Raw genomic sequence first — 15,613 nt, 5'->3', positions numbered from 1 at the left:
TCTCACAAGGATTAGTACACTTCGGCATGTGTTCTGCCTTATAGTAGACGTCTGGGATGGCAGTCCGCTATTACGACGTTCCTTGCTTTCCTTGTTCCCTGAGACCTAGCTATTTGTGCTGAGCCTTAGGTGCCTCCTTTGAGCCTGTGGACTGGATATCGCCTTAGTTCGATATAGCGTATTTCCTAGATCACAATCGTACTTTACGCCATCCACCCTGATCATTGGTCAGGACATATGTTTCCATATGTTATGAATATAGACCCGTACATTCGGAGGTTCGTCAGATCCTAAGATCATTCTCACCATAGCTAACTTTTCAGCCATCCGGCATATCAGTTGGCATACCTTCTTAGATAAGTGGCTCTAGCCTTCTTTCTGCCGACTTTACCTGTGCTTCGAACCCAACACGCTGCCCGTGTTACGCACGCAGGAGATTAATGGGATTGTTTCAGGAAACCTGGTCCCCTCATTCCAATCCTCGGTCACAGAGTTAGACTTAATTCATTAAGTCTCCGCCTTTCCCTTTATAAACCGGTTATAGCAGAACAAGTCACTCGTAATCTTCATTAAGAACCAAACCTCCGTAAGGAAAAGCGATAGCTGCCTTCCCGCCTGAATTTGATCCTGTCAATGCATCGAATATCAACAATCCGGGTGTACGATTCAAGCTCCGAACGCTTACCTGGAAGTGATCGCCGGCCGTTAGGCGGTATCTACGGCTGTCATCTTCCTTGGCAACATGCGAATCCGGAAACAGATATCGCATTACATCGTCCTGATAATAGGCATCGTATACAACGGAGTAGCGGTTCAGGAATGTGTCCGGATCTGAAGGATCGCCATATTCGGGATGGTATTTCTTATGGTGATGCTCCATCTCCACGCTGTACATGTTCCCGGTGGCTGCCAGCTCTTGCAGGAAATCATTGTACATGATAGGGGTAATATATCCCTTCGTACGAACGCTGTCTACGAACTTGGTAACGGATTGATAGACAACGAGCCGTGACAGGTCATCCTGCCTTCTGGCCATCTCGCCCGCGGGAACTAAATAGAGCAGAAGAAGTGCCAGAAAAGCCGCAAACCATTTCGAAACCGAATTTGACATTGTTGCTACCTCACTTTAACAAACTGGATGCTATCCACTTCTCCATTGGTTCCGCGAAGATACTGCACGCCATAACGAGCGCTCATATCGATAATCGACAGATCCAGCTCTTCTGGATTACTGCCTGAGCTGAATCGTATTCCGTCCACGGACATATCGTAAACATTCGTCTGAACCTCACGAAGAGTAAACATTACTTCGCTTCCCTTATAGGTCAGATTTCTACCCTCGTTCATCATCTCCACTGTTGTCACTCCGGCATGCTGCTCCTGCGTCATCCTGCCCGCGGCGCTTATGCCTTGGTCGAGGAAGGTCTGCATATTAACGGCATACATACAGGCACCTATAAACAATGTCACCCCAGCTGCCAATTCAAGCATATTTATCGTTTGTTCACGCACGACGCGTCACCTTCCAAAAATAACTATTGATCAAACTTGATGCCCCTGATCACATTGGAATTATCCTTAACAATAGTCGCCCTGAATTTTCCGCTTGGGTTGACATACTCCGTGCTCTTCTCATCCATTACGAGATTGATATTCCCTTGCCTCGAATCCGGATTCAGGATAGATCCGTCCGTCTCCAGAACATTTCCGTACCATTGCCCTGCTTTGTTTTTTCCGGTTGCTATGAAAACCCCGAACTGATCCTTATCCTTGTACTTGCGAAGTGCATTCGTAACCTGAGATCCGCTGATCGTTGTACCGTCATAAACGGTGAAAGCTGCCTGGGACAGCTCTGTTTGAATATCCGAGAAATTGTTCTGTGCGGTTTTGGTAGCTTCCTGTGCCGAAATAAACAAAATAACAACAATGGTGATCAGAGCAATTGTCAAAAATATTCCCGCGGCCACCTTCAGAGCTGATGATGCATTATTCATTGAAATCTCCCTCTTTTTCTCATTTATTATTTGAGTCTACGAATCATGACAACACTACACTACACTCGCGGCAGCATCTACAAACGCTGGATTTGCTCATAATACGTTTCCATCTGGGAAAAACTCATACCAATTAAGGGAATGACCAGATACATAAAGATCAGAGCATACATAGGGGTAAAACCGATCAATCGCGCCCATGCCGCCTTCGTATCAATCATCGCCTCATATTCCTGTTTGCGCTGCTCGAAGCTGAAGATCATCTCACCATCCAGATCATCGAATACGTCCTTGATCGGTACTTTATCTACCGCAAGCAGCAATTTGTCTACCAATCGTTGAAAGTCAGGGAACCAAACATCTTCCTTCAGCTCCAGCAAAGCCAATTGGGCTCCATGCTCATAATGCAGCAGGCTTTTTTGGATCGGGATCTTAAATATAACGGCGAATCGATTAAGCCATTCCAATATGCCCTCAACCGAGATTCGTTCCATCCCCCGCAATATAGATATGACCGTCTGGAACTGATATACTTCATGCCGCATTTCCATATTGCGCACTTTCCGGTGAAAATACAGCAGCCATAGAGGAGCTCCGTATGCTGCCATCCCTGTCAAAAAGGACAACAGCAGCTCCCACCATTTTAAATATTCGCCATCATATCGCTGCAGCTTTATCATGATTCGATCAGTTATGATATCAAGCTGCTCCATAGTCAGTCCCATCTGATCCGTTTCGCTTACCATGTGCTTAACCTGATCGTGGGTGACATTCGGAGACATTTGCAATTGCTCCATCAACAGCCGATCCTGTTCCACAATCTCTTCTGCCTGCCGTCGTTCGATCTCACTCATCTGACCGAACAGTGAATTGTTCAACGCTGCGGGAACATACAACAATTGATGTTTAGCCTGGACATGCAGACCCATTGCCAGCGATAACGAAAGGGAAAAAGCCAAGAAAAAGAACGTTAACCTTCTGACATATAACCATTCGAATTTGATTCTTGCATTGCTTTCCTTTAATAGTCGGAGTTGTCTTTCATAGTTCAACGTACCAGGCCTCGGTGCCATCATATCCACAAGCCTACGAACGAAAGAAATACGATACAGTCTCTCTTCCCAAGTGACTTTTTTCTCTACCCCTGCACGGTAATCCGTTTCTCGATTCTGCTGAAGCTTCTGCAGCAGGACGTACGAGATTAGAATAATGACATAAATCGAAATCTTGGTAATAAAACCAAGCTTGCTCATATAAAATTCATCCATTGAAGGAAAACTGCTTCTTGCCCAGCGTTCGATCGGTTTCGTAAAGAAAACAGGTGCCAATGCGATAACATTCAAGCCCTTCATCAAATAATCGAGCTTGTCTCTTCTCAATATTTCCAATTGGATTTCCTTTGTCAATCCGCTTAATCCATGCAGGTAGATGGAGCCTTGCTTTCTGGCGTGATCGCCAAACTCCATAACAAGGTGGGAAATGCCCGCAAAAGCCTTAAGATAACGATTAGGTGCCACCTCATAATAACGTTCCAACTCTTCGTCGGGATCATTGGATACCAAGGCATTGTAAATTCGATGTGCATGAATTGATATTTCGTGTCCGGAGGTTTCAGCACCCTCGTACAGCGCTTCCTCAACCATGCCATGCTGCTGATAGTGATGACGGACTAGAGAGAATAATTCAACCGATTGAACGAGCACTCTTCGCTCCAGGCGATTGATGAACATCTCAACAAGCATATTGTTAATAACCGCAGCCGCAAGAATGACAATGACCATAAATCCGAAGTCCGGTTGGCTCCATATAAGCAGTAACGCTGTTAGCGTGAGGGTGCCTGTTATAGCGAAGGCAAGTTTCATCGTCTCAAACCGAAGCGCGATTTCATCGTAAGGATGAATGATCGCGATTCTCTGCCTGATCCGTTTGAGATAAGATCGGACCAAGGGGATTTTCACCCCGTACATATAGGCCAATTGAAACCACTGTCGGTACATCTCACGCAGTGGCTTGTTTTCTCCCATCTCTGCCCTTCCGACGCTTCCTCTATGAAAAACTCGTCTTCTGGATAGCCATAACACGATACCCATGGTGATCGCAAATAGCAGCAGAGATATAATGAAAACCAGGATCAGCACATCTTTAGAGGTCACCTTCTCCCCCCCAACCTGCAGTCAGAAATGCTTTGAATTCTTCCGCATCTTCCGGCTGCATCTGCTCCGTCATTTCGAGGATACTGCGCTCGGATAGCTTGGCAGCAGCTATATAAACTCCATCCCGGTACTCAATCACATTGCGGGATATGAAATGACCTTCTTCATTCAATCTCCGTATATGCTCTGCACTCAGCTTGAAATATTCCTCCAAACGTTTCTTCAAGCTGCCACTATCCGAGTTTATATTGATGTCTGGGAATGTCCCCTTCTCTATCGGGATACATTCTGTAATGCGCTCTATGTAACGGTTGCCATTCGCATCTCTTCTAAGATGAACATCAAAGTTGATGACACTGATTACCTGCTGCTCGGCAATGTGCTCCTGTCTGAATACTCCACTCTTGAGCAGGGAATTGCGCAGCGATTGAACCAGATCCTTGAATGTCTTGGCATGATGGGTAAATACCGTGAACAAACTGGCCACTTGGGACATCTGAATCATCCATGAAGCTACCTCGTCACTAGCTACCTCGCCAAGAATATTGACCGTACCGTCCGTTTTCTTCTGAAGATCCAGGCCTGCCTGCCCGCTTATGTGTTCCGTTTCCCTGAAGCTGAGGATGTTCCTTCGGCTGTAGATCTTCCTCAAATGCAGCTCAAAGGCCATTTCCTGAACCCGAAGCGTATAGGACGCATATATGTGGCCCACCATCGCCATAAGCAGCGTTGTTTTTCCCGACCCTTGTGCACCGGTGATAGCCGTAATCCGACTGCCCCTCATCAAATATTTCAACAGCCCAATCGGCAGTTCCGCACCGCTGCCCGTAATCAACTGATCAAGCGAAACCTTAGGCAGATCGAATTTGCGAACAAAAAATGCCCAGGATTCTGCAAACGGAGGTCTAACCACGACGACCCGTGAACCATCCTTCATCTCATTTACCTTGTAACCGCTGGCTTCGGAAAGCTGTCCGGGATGATTGTATTTGTATATGTTCTGACATACCCTCTTCAGTTCCAGCATCGACCCAAACGAAAGGAAGGCCAGATGCATCGATATCCCCCGGTAAAAAATCCACACACTTTCACAGCCTGTTGAAGGTAATCCGGCGTGCTGTGCCCCAATTCCCAAGAAATCATCGTGAGAACGAAAGATCTCCTGTCCGCTGTCACGATCGACAGGTATCCCGCTAACTCCACCGCTAACCCCATCAATACGCTGATCTCTGATTTCATCCACAACAGAAAAGCCTTTGTACTGCTGATAAATGCGTTGAACCACGATATCCAGCTTCTCCTGAAACAAGAGCGGGCGCTGCTCGGACTCATAAATATAAGCCATGTCATCCGCCGTAACCGCATATACGCCGCCCTCTCCACAACCGGGGATCACCCGCGGTCTGGCAAGATCATATGTCTCGACCAGTACAGACAAGGCATCCTCACCATGTCTCTGTTTATATAGGTATAAGACGATTTCGAATTGATCCTGGGCTGTCAGGTCCAGCTGATTCTCGAACGAAATTGCAGCATTAATATTGGACTCATTCAAACCCAAATGGCTGACAAGCAGCTGTTTCAAGAAATCCTTTACATATGCCTTGTCCAGTACATCACCTGATACGCAGCCTTTGAGAGCGCGTCTCAATTCACTTCGCTTGTTCAATCTTCTTCGATACTCTTCTTCATGGAGTCCTAAATCGGACAGTTGACTATGCGTCAGTTGATGCAGGGTATCCTTAACAAACTCTGTCATGGACCCGAGTGAATACGGGTCCGTTCCCCTTGTCATGTCAGCGGCTGTTTTCTTTGTGTCCAAATAGCGAAGGTATACAAACAACAGCGCAAACAAAATCAAGATTACGATCCAAACCATATTCAAAGAGCTACCCGAAAGCATGCAAGCCCCCCGCTTTCGAAGCACCGGCAGGCAGACCCAACTGCTCGGCAGCAGCGTCGGCTACATGATGCACGGCGTTATAAAGAGGATTCATCCGTCTAAGGTCAGCACCTCCCCGGCTGCGCTGCATATAGGGCAAAATCGAACGCATATTCCATGCATCCGTCATGCCGGAACAATACGGAACACCGAGCACCACGTTTTTAATGCCAAAGCGACGCTTGATATTTTGCAGAGTGCAATTGCTCTCCCGATCATATTTGCCGATTACATACAGCCGGTGCTTGTCCGTAAGCTCAGAGGGCAATCGTTCCTGTACAAGTTCTCGCTCAAGCGCATGCAAATTTTGGTTCAAAGCCACTACGATCAGGTCAGCACCTTGTAGTATTGCTCGGTCTGAGGCCCCAGGTGCTCCATTCCCTGCATCGGCTATCGTGACATCATAACTTCGCTTGGAGGATTCCATGACTCTGTTCATTAGGGTGGCCTGATTCCCATCCTCCGCATGCTTGGCCGATTCGAATTCATGCTCAGGCATATGCCGCGGCCCACACAGCAGATCCAGTCGGTCTGACAAAAGCGGCAGGGTATAATTGCGTACATTCTCTGGACTCAATCTCCCACTTGCATCAAGCCTATCCAAGGCATCCATGCCGCTGTCCTGGAAAGCCGTAATATAATCCAGTGTTTCCTTTCGATGTGTAAATGCTTGTTCCACTCGTTCTCCATGGTATCCGCCATGTGCCAGCAGCACTTTGACCTGATACTCGAACGCCAGCACGATGGGCAGGCTTGTGGCCAGCATGGTACTGCCACTGCCGCCCCTCAACGGACTCCACACAGCAATCAGACTCATGCATGCCTCCTTCCTGCTTGCCTTAACGCCCGGCGGATATGCCGGTGCTCCATCTCCGACAATCTGCGGATAAGTTCGGTAAGGGATCGCTTATACTGCCTGGACAATGGCTTAATGCCCAGTCTACCCGCATGCTCATTCTTAATTTTCAGGGCGAAAAACAGTTCGTCCCACGGCATTTTCACGGGTGGACCCAGCCACTCGATCCGACTTTCTTCCAGATAACCTTCGATGTAAGCTTCATCTGTTAAATCTTCGATCACCTGAACGTATACCCGATGGAACGGTGGTAATGGATCATCTATTCTTGCAGCTCTTAGCTCATCCAGCAAAGCTGAGCTCTTTCTCAGTCCTGTTACCTCGAATCCGCTGACCCAAACATAGGCATCGGCTTCATCCCATTGATTCTTATCCAAAAATTGCGATTTCTCTACATCCATAATGACGTAGTCATACGTCTTCTCATCTCCTCCTTCCAAATATTTCCCCAGTGAAGAGTAATTCTGAAATCCGGTTGCCACATCAAACCCGGCAAACTCAATGATCGGCAGTTTAGGATGCATCACGCCTATGCAATGTTTATACTTCGCATCAAGCGCACCATCCACTAGCAACACCCTGTTATCTCCGAACGCTAATATTTTGCACATATACAAAAGCAAGTCGCTCTTATCACAGATGCCCGTAAATATCCAAGTCTTCAATTGCTAACACTCCTTCATTCGCCTATCTGTTATTCAAGATCAATATGTTCCCGCTCAGGGACTTGAGAATATCAAATCCGCATCAGGTGTTCCCACTTCTGTTGTGGGCTTTGGATCCGCTGTTCCCTGTGTTCCCAGAATCTGCTCAGCTTCAAGATCCATCTCACCGCGTAGCGGGGTATCCCCCTGTTCGTCAGATTGGTTATCAGCCGAACTGCTATTAGCAGGAGGTGTCGCTGGAGTGCTGTTAGTGGATGCCGGGCTCCAAGAGTCCGGACTTCTGGCACTGCCTCCAAACGTGGAACTATAGTGCACATCAGAAGCCTGAACCTGCTGATTCGAATTAAGTTTGCTTAAATCCTCTTCCAGCGTGCTCCGAAGCGAAATCTCCAGATGCTTTTCCGCTTTCTTCACTATGTTCGGATTGCTTGCAATCAGGCTGGATACTTCCTCATTCGGCGGATAGTTGGGAATCGCCTTATCCTGCAGCTCCGGTTCAACATAAGTAAGTGCATACAGCGTTGCATCATGAAGGTAAGCGTCAACCAAAGCACTGGAGAGCAGAAGAATCTCCTGTTCACTTAACGTCGTCCAGAATGCCGGATTTTGAAACCTGTCAATCTTCTTCTTGGACAAAATAATGTAATCCTGTCCTGTTGGGAATTGAACCCGGACATCCACAACGTCCCCCTGTCTCAAATTACTTGGCAAATATACGGATTTCATCTCCCGATGACGCAGATCTGACGGCGTAGGCTCCTCTTCAAACAGCATCGTGCGCGTGATAGGTGTTCCTTGCAGCAGTTCGATCTTTACCCCCTTCCCGGCGATCTCCTCCTTGACCGAAAGAAGATTGTTAGAAGCCCCGTCATATGGCAGCCGAACTTCCTTAATATCCTTTGCCTCAATGAAATGTCCAGGAGGGATATCTCTTACCGGAACCCATGCAACCTGCATCGAGTTCAACTGCTGAAGCTGCGTCTCTTCCAGCTCCGTGATCCGCAGCTCGTATTTCATTCGCTCTTCACCCTGCTGTTCCTTATAGCCGTTCAGATAGTAAATCATGGTGCCGGCACACAGGGCACCTGTCACGGCTGCGCCGGCAAGTCCGGCAAATATCAGCTTGCGGCTCCGCCGCCTGATAATCGGCATTGCTTCATCTCCTTCATATCAAATGCGGTTAATTCTTTCGAAACCTGAATCTTCGCTTCCGTTCTGTCGAAGGCAGATAGTCCTGAAATACTTGGGCAAATGTCTGTTGGCTGCTATTCGGTATCTCAAATGGATCCGATTGCAGAGGCAATGCATGAACTTTGCTCGTTCCAAGCGCTTTCCTCATCTCCTGAATCGTTTCTTCCCCCGCGAGCGGCAGTGCATAAATCCGTCCAGGCTGAGGATGTCTGGACAGCATCCGGGCTAGCGTCACCACATCATGCTGCCGCCACTCCGCTCCTGAACCGATCACGATCGGCAGATCGGCCCGAAGGAATTCCTCCAACCGTTCGCTGTCACGATAGGACCCCAAATCGAGGACAACCGCATCATAACTGCCACCCAGCAGCGAGATGACCTCCGTTCTGGCCGTTTGGCGCCAAAAGTGAATTCCATTGATTTCAAACTTTCGAATGGACCCAAGCTTTCCGCCTTCCGCGATTTCCTGAATCCGGCTGAATGCGGTGGATTTCGCGCTCATTTCCACAATCGCCACTTTTCCATATCGCGAAGCCAGGAAATGTCCAAACGCAATACAGCTATGTGTAGTTCCTACACCTGACGATGCACCTAGCACAGCAGCCACCAGCGTCCCGGCAACCGTACCGGACTGAACCCCCGAACTATTCACGGGAATCGACTGCTGCCTGCTGAGTGCAGAACGCACTTCCATCGTGGATTGATATCGATGCTCGGGTGCATATTGCAGCAGTTTACGGATAACAGGCACCAGTTCTCTTGGCAAGTCACCACGAATATGACGCTCCACGCCTGTGATCCATTCACTGAACTTGCCACTGGTTGAGAGATATAGCAGCAGCGCGCCTAACCCGTACAGATCCGATCGCGCATCGCTTTGCCTTCCCCCATACTGCTCGGGTGCTGCAAATCCGACCGTTCCAAGCTTGACCGTATCTTCGCCGCTCTCCTGCTTGTAACTTCTCGCGATGCCAAAATCGATGAGTCGAACCTCCAGCTGATCGGTCAGCATGATGTTCGATGGCTTTAAGTCCCGGAATATGACCTGAGGCTCATGACCATGGAGATACTCCAGCACGTCCAGCAATTGCTCTGTCAGTTCCATGATAAATTCCGGGTTCACGTTTCCGCGGTATCCCCGAAAGTACTTCTCCAATGTCATGCCCTGAATGTAATCCATCACCAAATAGGTGTAGCCGGTATCCTGAACATGGAAAAAATCAACGATTCGCGGCAAGCGCGGATGACTGAGTTTAATCAGCAGCTGCGCCTCATCCTGAACAGCGCGCTGCATACCGGGCTCAGACATACTCTCCTTCACCGCCCATTTCTTGCCGGGCAGCTTCAAATCCTCCGTCAGATATACGCAGCTCATACCGCCTTCGCCGATAATACGATCTATAACATAACGTTCGCCTAGCACTTCCCCATGCAGCAATCTGCAAGGCTGCTGTTTCATGATTACGCCCTCTCCCCTGTCTTATAAGCACAACAAAAAGGGAAAGCACTCCGCCACATCACTAAATCGTGATGAATAGCGGGATGCTTTCCCTGTAGTTGTTGTTGGTTAATTTTGGAATCATTATAAAACATGATTCATTCACTTGTAAAGACTTTTTTAATACTTAATCATATATAGCGTAATCTCGTCCCGATTATGAAACAGCTGCTTCGCTCCCTGAACCTGCATTCTCGCCTCTTCAAAAACAGCCATGATCTCTTTCACAAGCGCCATCGGTTTCTTGGTCAACAGCTTGACTGTAATGACTGCCGTGCCGCCCGCCTGAAGACTGTACAGGAGCCCTGTCACCATCTTTGCCGTTTGTTTCGGACTCCAGCTCATATCGCAGACCAGCAGATCGAATTCATGCTCCTTAAACGACACATCGGCCGCGTTCTTGTGGATGACCCTCAGGTTCTTGTGTCCGTGAAGCGATGGATGCATTTTGGCGGGATCCACCGCTGTAACCTGCAGGCCGCGCTCCAGCAAAAAGGAAGTCCATCCTCCAGGCGCAGCACCGATATCAAGGGCCTTGCGGAACGAATCAAATGGGATTCCGAACTGCTTCTCAGCCTCAAGCAGCTTGAACTTCGCCCTTGAGATTTGACCCTCTTCACGTTGAAAACGGACTGCGCCTCCGTTCCAATCCGACAGGTTCTCCTCTGGCCGCGATACGCCGACATACCATAAGCCGTCCGCTGCGAACAATGATATGATCCACTCTGGTGCCTGCACCGTGTATTCGAGTTGGAGCGGAATCAAACGATGCTGAAGTTCATCCCGGAGCGCTGCCGGGTTTTCCGTCCACAAGCTGTTCTCCGTCTTTCGGATCTGGATGGATACTCGGCTGCCGCTGATCTCTTCCCGCTTCAGTATATACGCTTCGACCGCATGTAAAGCTTCATCAACGGTTTCCGCCGTTATTTCGAGATGTACGGGAAACAGATGCCGTAGAAAAATAGGGGGCTTGGACATTATCAGTCCCTTGGCCTCCTCTTCCGACCTGCCGAGTGTTGTTACAAACAGCTCCCCCGGTATCAACATCGTGCTCTTCAGGCTGCCAAACATCCGGCGCAGCTCTTCCTGGGCATAGGGTGCAAATCCATGATTTGCTGTGCACACCCATTTACAGTGCAAATCCTGACTTTTCCGATCCTCTTCTTCAAGACCCTGCATAACATTTAATTCATCCAAACGGATTAACCTCCAGAAATAACTTTGATCCAGGGACGTCCGCCATTCCATTCCAGCTGAGCGTCAATATCATAAGTTTGTTTGATAAGTTCAGGTTTTAATACTTCTTCTTTCCTACCCGAGGCCGTTAAGCGTCCGTCCTTGATAAGCGCCACATGAGTAAACAAAGGGACAATCTCCTCGATATGATGCGTAACGTACACAACCGCTATCTTACGCTGCTTCAGAGAATCAATCTCCAGCAGCATCTTCTCCCTTTCGTATAAATCAAGGCCGGCACACGGTTCATCCATAATCAGAATCCTCGGATCAGCCATAAGGGAACGCGCCAGCATTACTTTTTTTCGTTCGCCCTGGGATAAGGTTCCGAGAGGCTGCTCTGCCAAATGACCAACATTCATCTCATTCAGCAGAGTGTAGGCTCTACTCCGTGCTTCCTCCGGAATGTCCTGATAGAACCGCAAAAAGGCATAAGCGCCTGTGGCGACTACTTCCCACACCGGGTCGCTCAGAGAAAGCTTTTCCAGCAGCGATTGACTAATATAGCCTATGGATTTGCGGACATCCCGAACGTCACATTGTCCATATACATGGCCGAGAACTTCAACTCGTCCACTGGAAGGGAACATATACCCCATCATCATTTCCAGCAGCGTGGTCTTGCCTGAACCATTCCGGCCCAAAATAACCCAGTTTTCTCCCGGTCTCATCTCCATGCTGACATTATCCAGAATATGACGGTCCCCTCGGACAAGCGATATATACTGCAACGAGATCATGGCTTCACACTCCTGACAAAACTTGCAATATCCTGCACGGAGCCCATCCGGTACAGCACAGCCGGTACGGCGCCAGCACTTGATTGGACAGCCAAGAGAGCAGGAACACTGCGAATTTGATACCGTTCCACAATGCCCGGAAGAAAATTCACGTCTGCTTCAAGGAGCTTCATATCCGGAACCACATGCTCCACAATTTCGATCATTTTACGCGCAGCGGCACATGTACCGCATAATGGCGTATGCAAAAATACGATGACAGGATCAGCTTCCATATCCCGTTTCGCCATACGCTCTTGCCATTCGAGCCTCTCCACCAGTTCCCGCTGAGTAACCTCGATCATCTTGTACCCTGCGCGACTTCCCGCATTACGGATTCCGGCATCGGTCCATTATGAACCTGCACGCCTTCGGGCATATGTGCATAGAGCAGTTCATACATTTTTCTTCTGCCTGATGGACTTGAGGTGTGAAGATATATTTCCTTGGCCTGCAGCTTCTCGGCAATCATAGCAGCAACTACATCGCCGCCGTTCATTTGATCATGCCCCAACTCAAAATCAAGTGACAGCACATCCACTTCGCATTCGCGGAGCATCAACAGACATTCTTCCCCGTTTCGAGCCAGCGCAAATCCTTTCGGATTAGGACGCCAGTCGTCTAAATACAGATGAATCATACTACTCTCTCCCTTAATCAGGACCAGGACAGCACCTTGGCGATGTCTTCCCGATGTGTGCCGTCAGCCCCTTTTTCACTTTCCAGGACAAATGCCTTGCCCGTGAGCTCCTGTGCCAGAGCCAAATGCTTCAGCGCTTCTGTACCTATCATACCTTGCCCGACACGTGCATGACGATCTTTTCTCGAACCGGCTCCATATTTCGAGTCGTTTAAGTGGACTGCTACCAGGGAATCCCAGTAACCAAGCGACTTGCCTCTGGCAAGGAGCTCGCCTGTGTTGGATATATCCCATCCTCCTGCCGCAAACAAGTGGCAGGTATCGAGACAAAAACCTATTTTTTCCGGATAATCAGCCAGCTGTCTAACCTTTACACTCTCCTCAAGGGTCATGCCCATCGATCCATGGTCGCCCGCCTGATTCTCGATCAGCAGCTTGGCCTTGCCCTTCCAAGATGATAACACATCGTTCAAACAACGAATAATATTCTGATAGCCTTCCAGCACATCCTGACTCTTGTGATGCCCAAAATGAACAACGATGCCAAACGAGCCGCAAGCCTCTGCAATTATAAGGTCATTCTTGAGTGATTCCACGGTCAACCCGTAGAATTCTTCGCCGCGGGTCAACCCTACCGCCATATTCGTCGGATAAGGCGTGTGCGCAATCGAAACAATCCCTTGCTCCTGGCAGAACCTGGCGCATGCGGCAGCATTCCGAATGTCCGGCGTCTTCAAATGGAGACTGCGCGGATTTTTCGGGAAATATTGATAGGCCAGTGAACCGATCCCGGCTGCATGCTGGGCTGCTGCAAGAAATCCGCCCCGGGTGCTGACGTGGCTTCCGATCCTGATCTTAGGCTTCATGCTGGCAATGGGGACAAAAGAAAACTTTGCGCGAGGTATGCTCCGCCTTCGCAATAGCGGTACCGCAGCGAACGCAAGGCTCTCCTTCGCGATCATACACCTTGCATTCATCGTTATAGGCTCCTGTCAGCTGGTCCCCTTCCTGAAACGGCATCTCCATGTAACCTCCGCCATCAGTCGCTTCATTCATTACCTTAACGGTGCTGTCATACAGCTGCTCCAAAGACTGCTCCGACAAATCCTGGATTTTGGTCAATGGATGAATTCTGGCATCAAATGCGATCTCATCTGCGTAACAGTTACCGATTCCAGCGACAACCTGTTGATTGACCAGCGTAGTTTTTAATGCGCCACGCCGCTTTCCGATCAATTGGACAAAGCGCGCTTTGGTCATACGTCGGTCCAGCAGCTCAGGTCCAAGCTCTTTTAGCGCATCATCGGCTTCTTTTGCCGTAAGAAAATGCAAATAACCCAGGCGCAGACCGATAAAATACAACACCTGATCACCAAACGTGATCTCGACTTGAGTAGAACGGGGAGGACGCTCTTCATCGATACGCCCTAAATACAGAATGCCTCCCAGCATCAAGTGAAGCAGCAGCCGGCCTCCGTTGTGGAGATGAAATACGAGGTGCTTCCCTCTCCGTTCCACAAAAATGACCTTGCTTCCTTTTAATACGGAAGTAAACTCATCAACAGGCACGTTTAGTGATTTCTCACGGTTCACGACAACATTTGTGATGGGTACATTGACAATGCTCTGAGATAACAGTCTTCGGTAGTTCTCCATTTCCGGCAGTTCCGGCATGATTCATCTTCCCTTCGTCGATCACAAAAGTTTATGTACGCTTCGCTTTTTACGAACACAGCAGTTTGACCACTTCACTCAAATCGCGGCATATATAGTCTGGCGTAACACCCGTTGCCTCGATATGTGCCTCCATGTTGAGATCTGTCGTTATACCCGTCATAACGAGCACCGTCTTGCATCCGGCATGTGCACCCGCTGCGATATCCGTACGGATATTATCCCCGATCACATAAGTTTCTTCCGGTGCCAGTCCAAGACGGTCCGAGGCAAACTTCATCAGAATCGAGGAAGGCTTGCCAATCACGGTCGGCTTAACTCCGGAAGCAGCTTCAATGGCGGCCCCAAGCGAACCTGCACCAGGCATTAAGCCGGTATCCGACGGGAGAAGCAGATCGGGATTGGTCAATACAGACACCGCCCCCTCCTGAATCCAGCGGACAGCACGGGTCAGTTTATCGTAATGAAACGCACGGTCAATTCCTTGAATGACATATTCAGGGGAGTCCTCCACGATCGTGAGGCCTGCAGACAACAGCGCTTCCCTCAGTCCCTCTTCCCCGAGCATCGCAACTCTGGCTCCCGGCGATTCCTCGGCAATATATCGGGCCGCTGCAAGGGAAGAGGTGCACACTTCGTTTGGCGAAGCAGGTATCCCCATTTCCATCAAATGCGCTGCCACCTGCTCCGGTGTTCTCGAGGAGTTGTTGGTTACGTACAGGTACGGAATCTGCAGCTCCTTCAATCGCTCAATGAGAAGATCCGCTCCCTCAATTCGGTTGCGGCCGTGATACAGTGTTCCATCGAGGTCTATCAGCAATCCTTTGGATTTTTCCACCATGTTATAGCACCTTCTTTATTTCTTTCCTTCATACCCTAAATGATTCATCGGCTGAAGTAAAAGTGTATTCTCGCCAATCCGTTATCGGCATCCATCATCATGAATATGTATCAAACATAAATACCCCAGTAGTATTATTGTAAA

At 48.9% G+C, this 15,613-nt stretch carries 16 protein-coding genes; all 16 read right to left on the bottom strand.

Going from position 1 to position 15,613, the window contains the following annotated elements; translation table 11 throughout:
- Window positions 1-553 precede the first annotated feature (553 nt).
- The 16 genes from M2277_RS13385 to M2277_RS13310 all read right to left on the bottom strand — a co-directional run bounded on the left by M2277_RS13385 (window position 554) and on the right by M2277_RS13310 (window position 15,469).
- Complete coding sequence (locus M2277_RS13385; protein ID WP_006209688.1) at window positions 554-1,111, bottom strand: hypothetical protein; 558 nt, start codon at window positions 1,109-1,111, stop codon at window positions 554-556.
- A gap of 5 nt (window positions 1,112-1,116) precedes the next feature.
- Window positions 1,117-1,512, bottom strand: a complete 396-nt coding sequence (locus tag M2277_RS13380; protein WP_280754928.1) for a hypothetical protein — start codon at window positions 1,510-1,512, stop codon at window positions 1,117-1,119.
- A 23-nt stretch (window positions 1,513-1,535) separates the two neighbouring features.
- Entirely contained in the window at window positions 1,536-1,994 is a 459-nt protein-coding gene (locus M2277_RS13375) for a hypothetical protein (protein ID WP_006209686.1), read from the bottom strand.
- Window positions 1,995-2,071: 77 nt separating this feature from the next.
- The gene (locus tag M2277_RS13370; RefSeq protein WP_280754927.1) at window positions 2,072-4,147 is read right to left on the bottom strand and encodes a hypothetical protein; all 2,076 of its coding nucleotides are present in this window, start codon (window positions 4,145-4,147) and stop codon (window positions 2,072-2,074) included.
- A complete protein-coding gene (locus M2277_RS13365; protein WP_280754926.1) occupies window positions 4,137-6,050 on the bottom strand; it encodes an ATPase, T2SS/T4P/T4SS family in 1,914 nt (637 codons plus the stop codon). The genes M2277_RS13370 and M2277_RS13365 overlap by 11 nt, the downstream gene beginning before the upstream one ends.
- Window positions 6,037-6,906, bottom strand: coding sequence for a CpaE/TadZ family protein (locus tag M2277_RS13360; protein ID WP_076153137.1), 870 nt, complete (start codon window positions 6,904-6,906; stop codon window positions 6,037-6,039). Before M2277_RS13360 ends, M2277_RS13365 begins: the two co-directional genes overlap by 14 nt.
- On the bottom strand, window positions 6,903-7,610 hold the full coding sequence (locus tag M2277_RS13355) for a hypothetical protein (RefSeq protein WP_280754925.1): 708 nt from the start codon (window positions 7,608-7,610) through the stop codon (window positions 6,903-6,905). The genes M2277_RS13360 and M2277_RS13355 overlap by 4 nt, the downstream gene beginning before the upstream one ends.
- Before the next feature lie 54 nt (window positions 7,611-7,664).
- Window positions 7,665-8,762 (bottom strand): SAF domain-containing protein, encoded by a 1,098-nt coding sequence (locus tag M2277_RS13350; RefSeq protein WP_280754924.1) that lies wholly within the window; start codon window positions 8,760-8,762, stop codon window positions 7,665-7,667.
- A gap of 28 nt (window positions 8,763-8,790) precedes the next feature.
- Complete coding sequence (locus tag M2277_RS13345) at window positions 8,791-10,260, bottom strand: serine/threonine protein kinase (RefSeq protein ID WP_006209678.1); 1,470 nt, start codon at window positions 10,258-10,260, stop codon at window positions 8,791-8,793.
- 159 nt (window positions 10,261-10,419) lie between these two features.
- A complete protein-coding gene (locus M2277_RS13340; protein ID WP_280754923.1) occupies window positions 10,420-11,496 on the bottom strand; it encodes an SAM-dependent methyltransferase in 1,077 nt (358 codons plus the stop codon).
- Between the two features lie 5 nt (window positions 11,497-11,501).
- A complete protein-coding gene (locus M2277_RS13335; RefSeq protein WP_280754922.1) occupies window positions 11,502-12,275 on the bottom strand; it encodes an ABC transporter ATP-binding protein in 774 nt (257 codons plus the stop codon).
- Window positions 12,272-12,619 carry a thioredoxin family protein gene (locus M2277_RS13330; RefSeq protein ID WP_051449105.1) on the bottom strand — a complete coding sequence of 116 codons (348 nt, stop codon included), beginning with the start codon at window positions 12,617-12,619 and terminating at the stop codon, window positions 12,272-12,274. Before M2277_RS13330 ends, M2277_RS13335 begins: the two co-directional genes overlap by 4 nt.
- Complete coding sequence (locus tag M2277_RS13325) at window positions 12,616-12,954, bottom strand: cyclic-phosphate processing receiver domain-containing protein (protein ID WP_006209670.1); 339 nt, start codon at window positions 12,952-12,954, stop codon at window positions 12,616-12,618. The genes M2277_RS13330 and M2277_RS13325 overlap by 4 nt, the downstream gene beginning before the upstream one ends.
- A gap of 17 nt (window positions 12,955-12,971) precedes the next feature.
- Window positions 12,972-13,820 carry a deoxyribonuclease IV gene (locus M2277_RS13320; protein ID WP_280754934.1) on the bottom strand — a complete coding sequence of 283 codons (849 nt, stop codon included), beginning with the start codon at window positions 13,818-13,820 and terminating at the stop codon, window positions 12,972-12,974.
- On the bottom strand, window positions 13,810-14,628 hold the full coding sequence (locus M2277_RS13315; protein WP_006209668.1) for an Fpg/Nei family DNA glycosylase: 819 nt from the start codon (window positions 14,626-14,628) through the stop codon (window positions 13,810-13,812). The genes M2277_RS13320 and M2277_RS13315 overlap by 11 nt, the downstream gene beginning before the upstream one ends.
- 49 nt (window positions 14,629-14,677) lie before the next feature.
- Window positions 14,678-15,469, bottom strand: coding sequence for a TIGR01457 family HAD-type hydrolase (locus M2277_RS13310; protein ID WP_006209667.1), 792 nt, complete (start codon window positions 15,467-15,469; stop codon window positions 14,678-14,680).
- Window positions 15,470-15,613: the final 144 nt, after the last annotated feature.

This window comes from Paenibacillus sp. LBL (genome assembly GCF_029893715.1).
Classification (GTDB): Bacteria; Bacillota; Bacilli; order Paenibacillales; family Paenibacillaceae; genus Paenibacillus_AQ; species Paenibacillus_AQ glucanolyticus.
This window is presented reverse-complemented; position numbering and strand designations above follow the sequence as displayed.

Bases quoted from the DNA above. Each gene is read 5' to 3' on its own strand.
- M2277_RS13335 (WP_280754922.1), bottom strand. From the start codon at position 12,275: ATGATCTCGTTGCAGTATATATCGCTTGTCCGAGGGGACCGTCATATT.
- M2277_RS13330 (WP_051449105.1), bottom strand. From the start codon at position 12,619: ATGATCGAGGTTACTCAGCGGGAACTGGTGGAGAGGCTCGAATGGCAA.
- M2277_RS13310 (WP_006209667.1), bottom strand. From the start codon at position 15,469: ATGGTGGAAAAATCCAAAGGATTGCTGATAGACCTCGATGGAACACTG.
- M2277_RS13350 (WP_280754924.1), bottom strand. From the start codon at position 8,762: ATGCCGATTATCAGGCGGCGGAGCCGCAAGCTGATATTTGCCGGACTT.
- M2277_RS13365 (WP_280754926.1), bottom strand. From the start codon at position 6,050: ATGCTTTCGGGTAGCTCTTTGAATATGGTTTGGATCGTAATCTTGATT.
- M2277_RS13345 (WP_006209678.1), bottom strand. From the start codon at position 10,260: ATGAAACAGCAGCCTTGCAGATTGCTGCATGGGGAAGTGCTAGGCGAA.
- M2277_RS13315 (WP_006209668.1), bottom strand. From the start codon at position 14,628: ATGCCGGAACTGCCGGAAATGGAGAACTACCGAAGACTGTTATCTCAG.
- M2277_RS13325 (WP_006209670.1), bottom strand. From the start codon at position 12,954: ATGATTCATCTGTATTTAGACGACTGGCGTCCTAATCCGAAAGGATTT.
- M2277_RS13375 (WP_006209686.1), bottom strand. From the start codon at position 1,994: ATGAATAATGCATCATCAGCTCTGAAGGTGGCCGCGGGAATATTTTTG.
- M2277_RS13385 (WP_006209688.1), bottom strand. From the start codon at position 1,111: ATGTCAAATTCGGTTTCGAAATGGTTTGCGGCTTTTCTGGCACTTCTT.
- M2277_RS13360 (WP_076153137.1), bottom strand. From the start codon at position 6,906: ATGAGTCTGATTGCTGTGTGGAGTCCGTTGAGGGGCGGCAGTGGCAGT.
- M2277_RS13320 (WP_280754934.1), bottom strand. From the start codon at position 13,820: ATGAAGCCTAAGATCAGGATCGGAAGCCACGTCAGCACCCGGGGCGGA.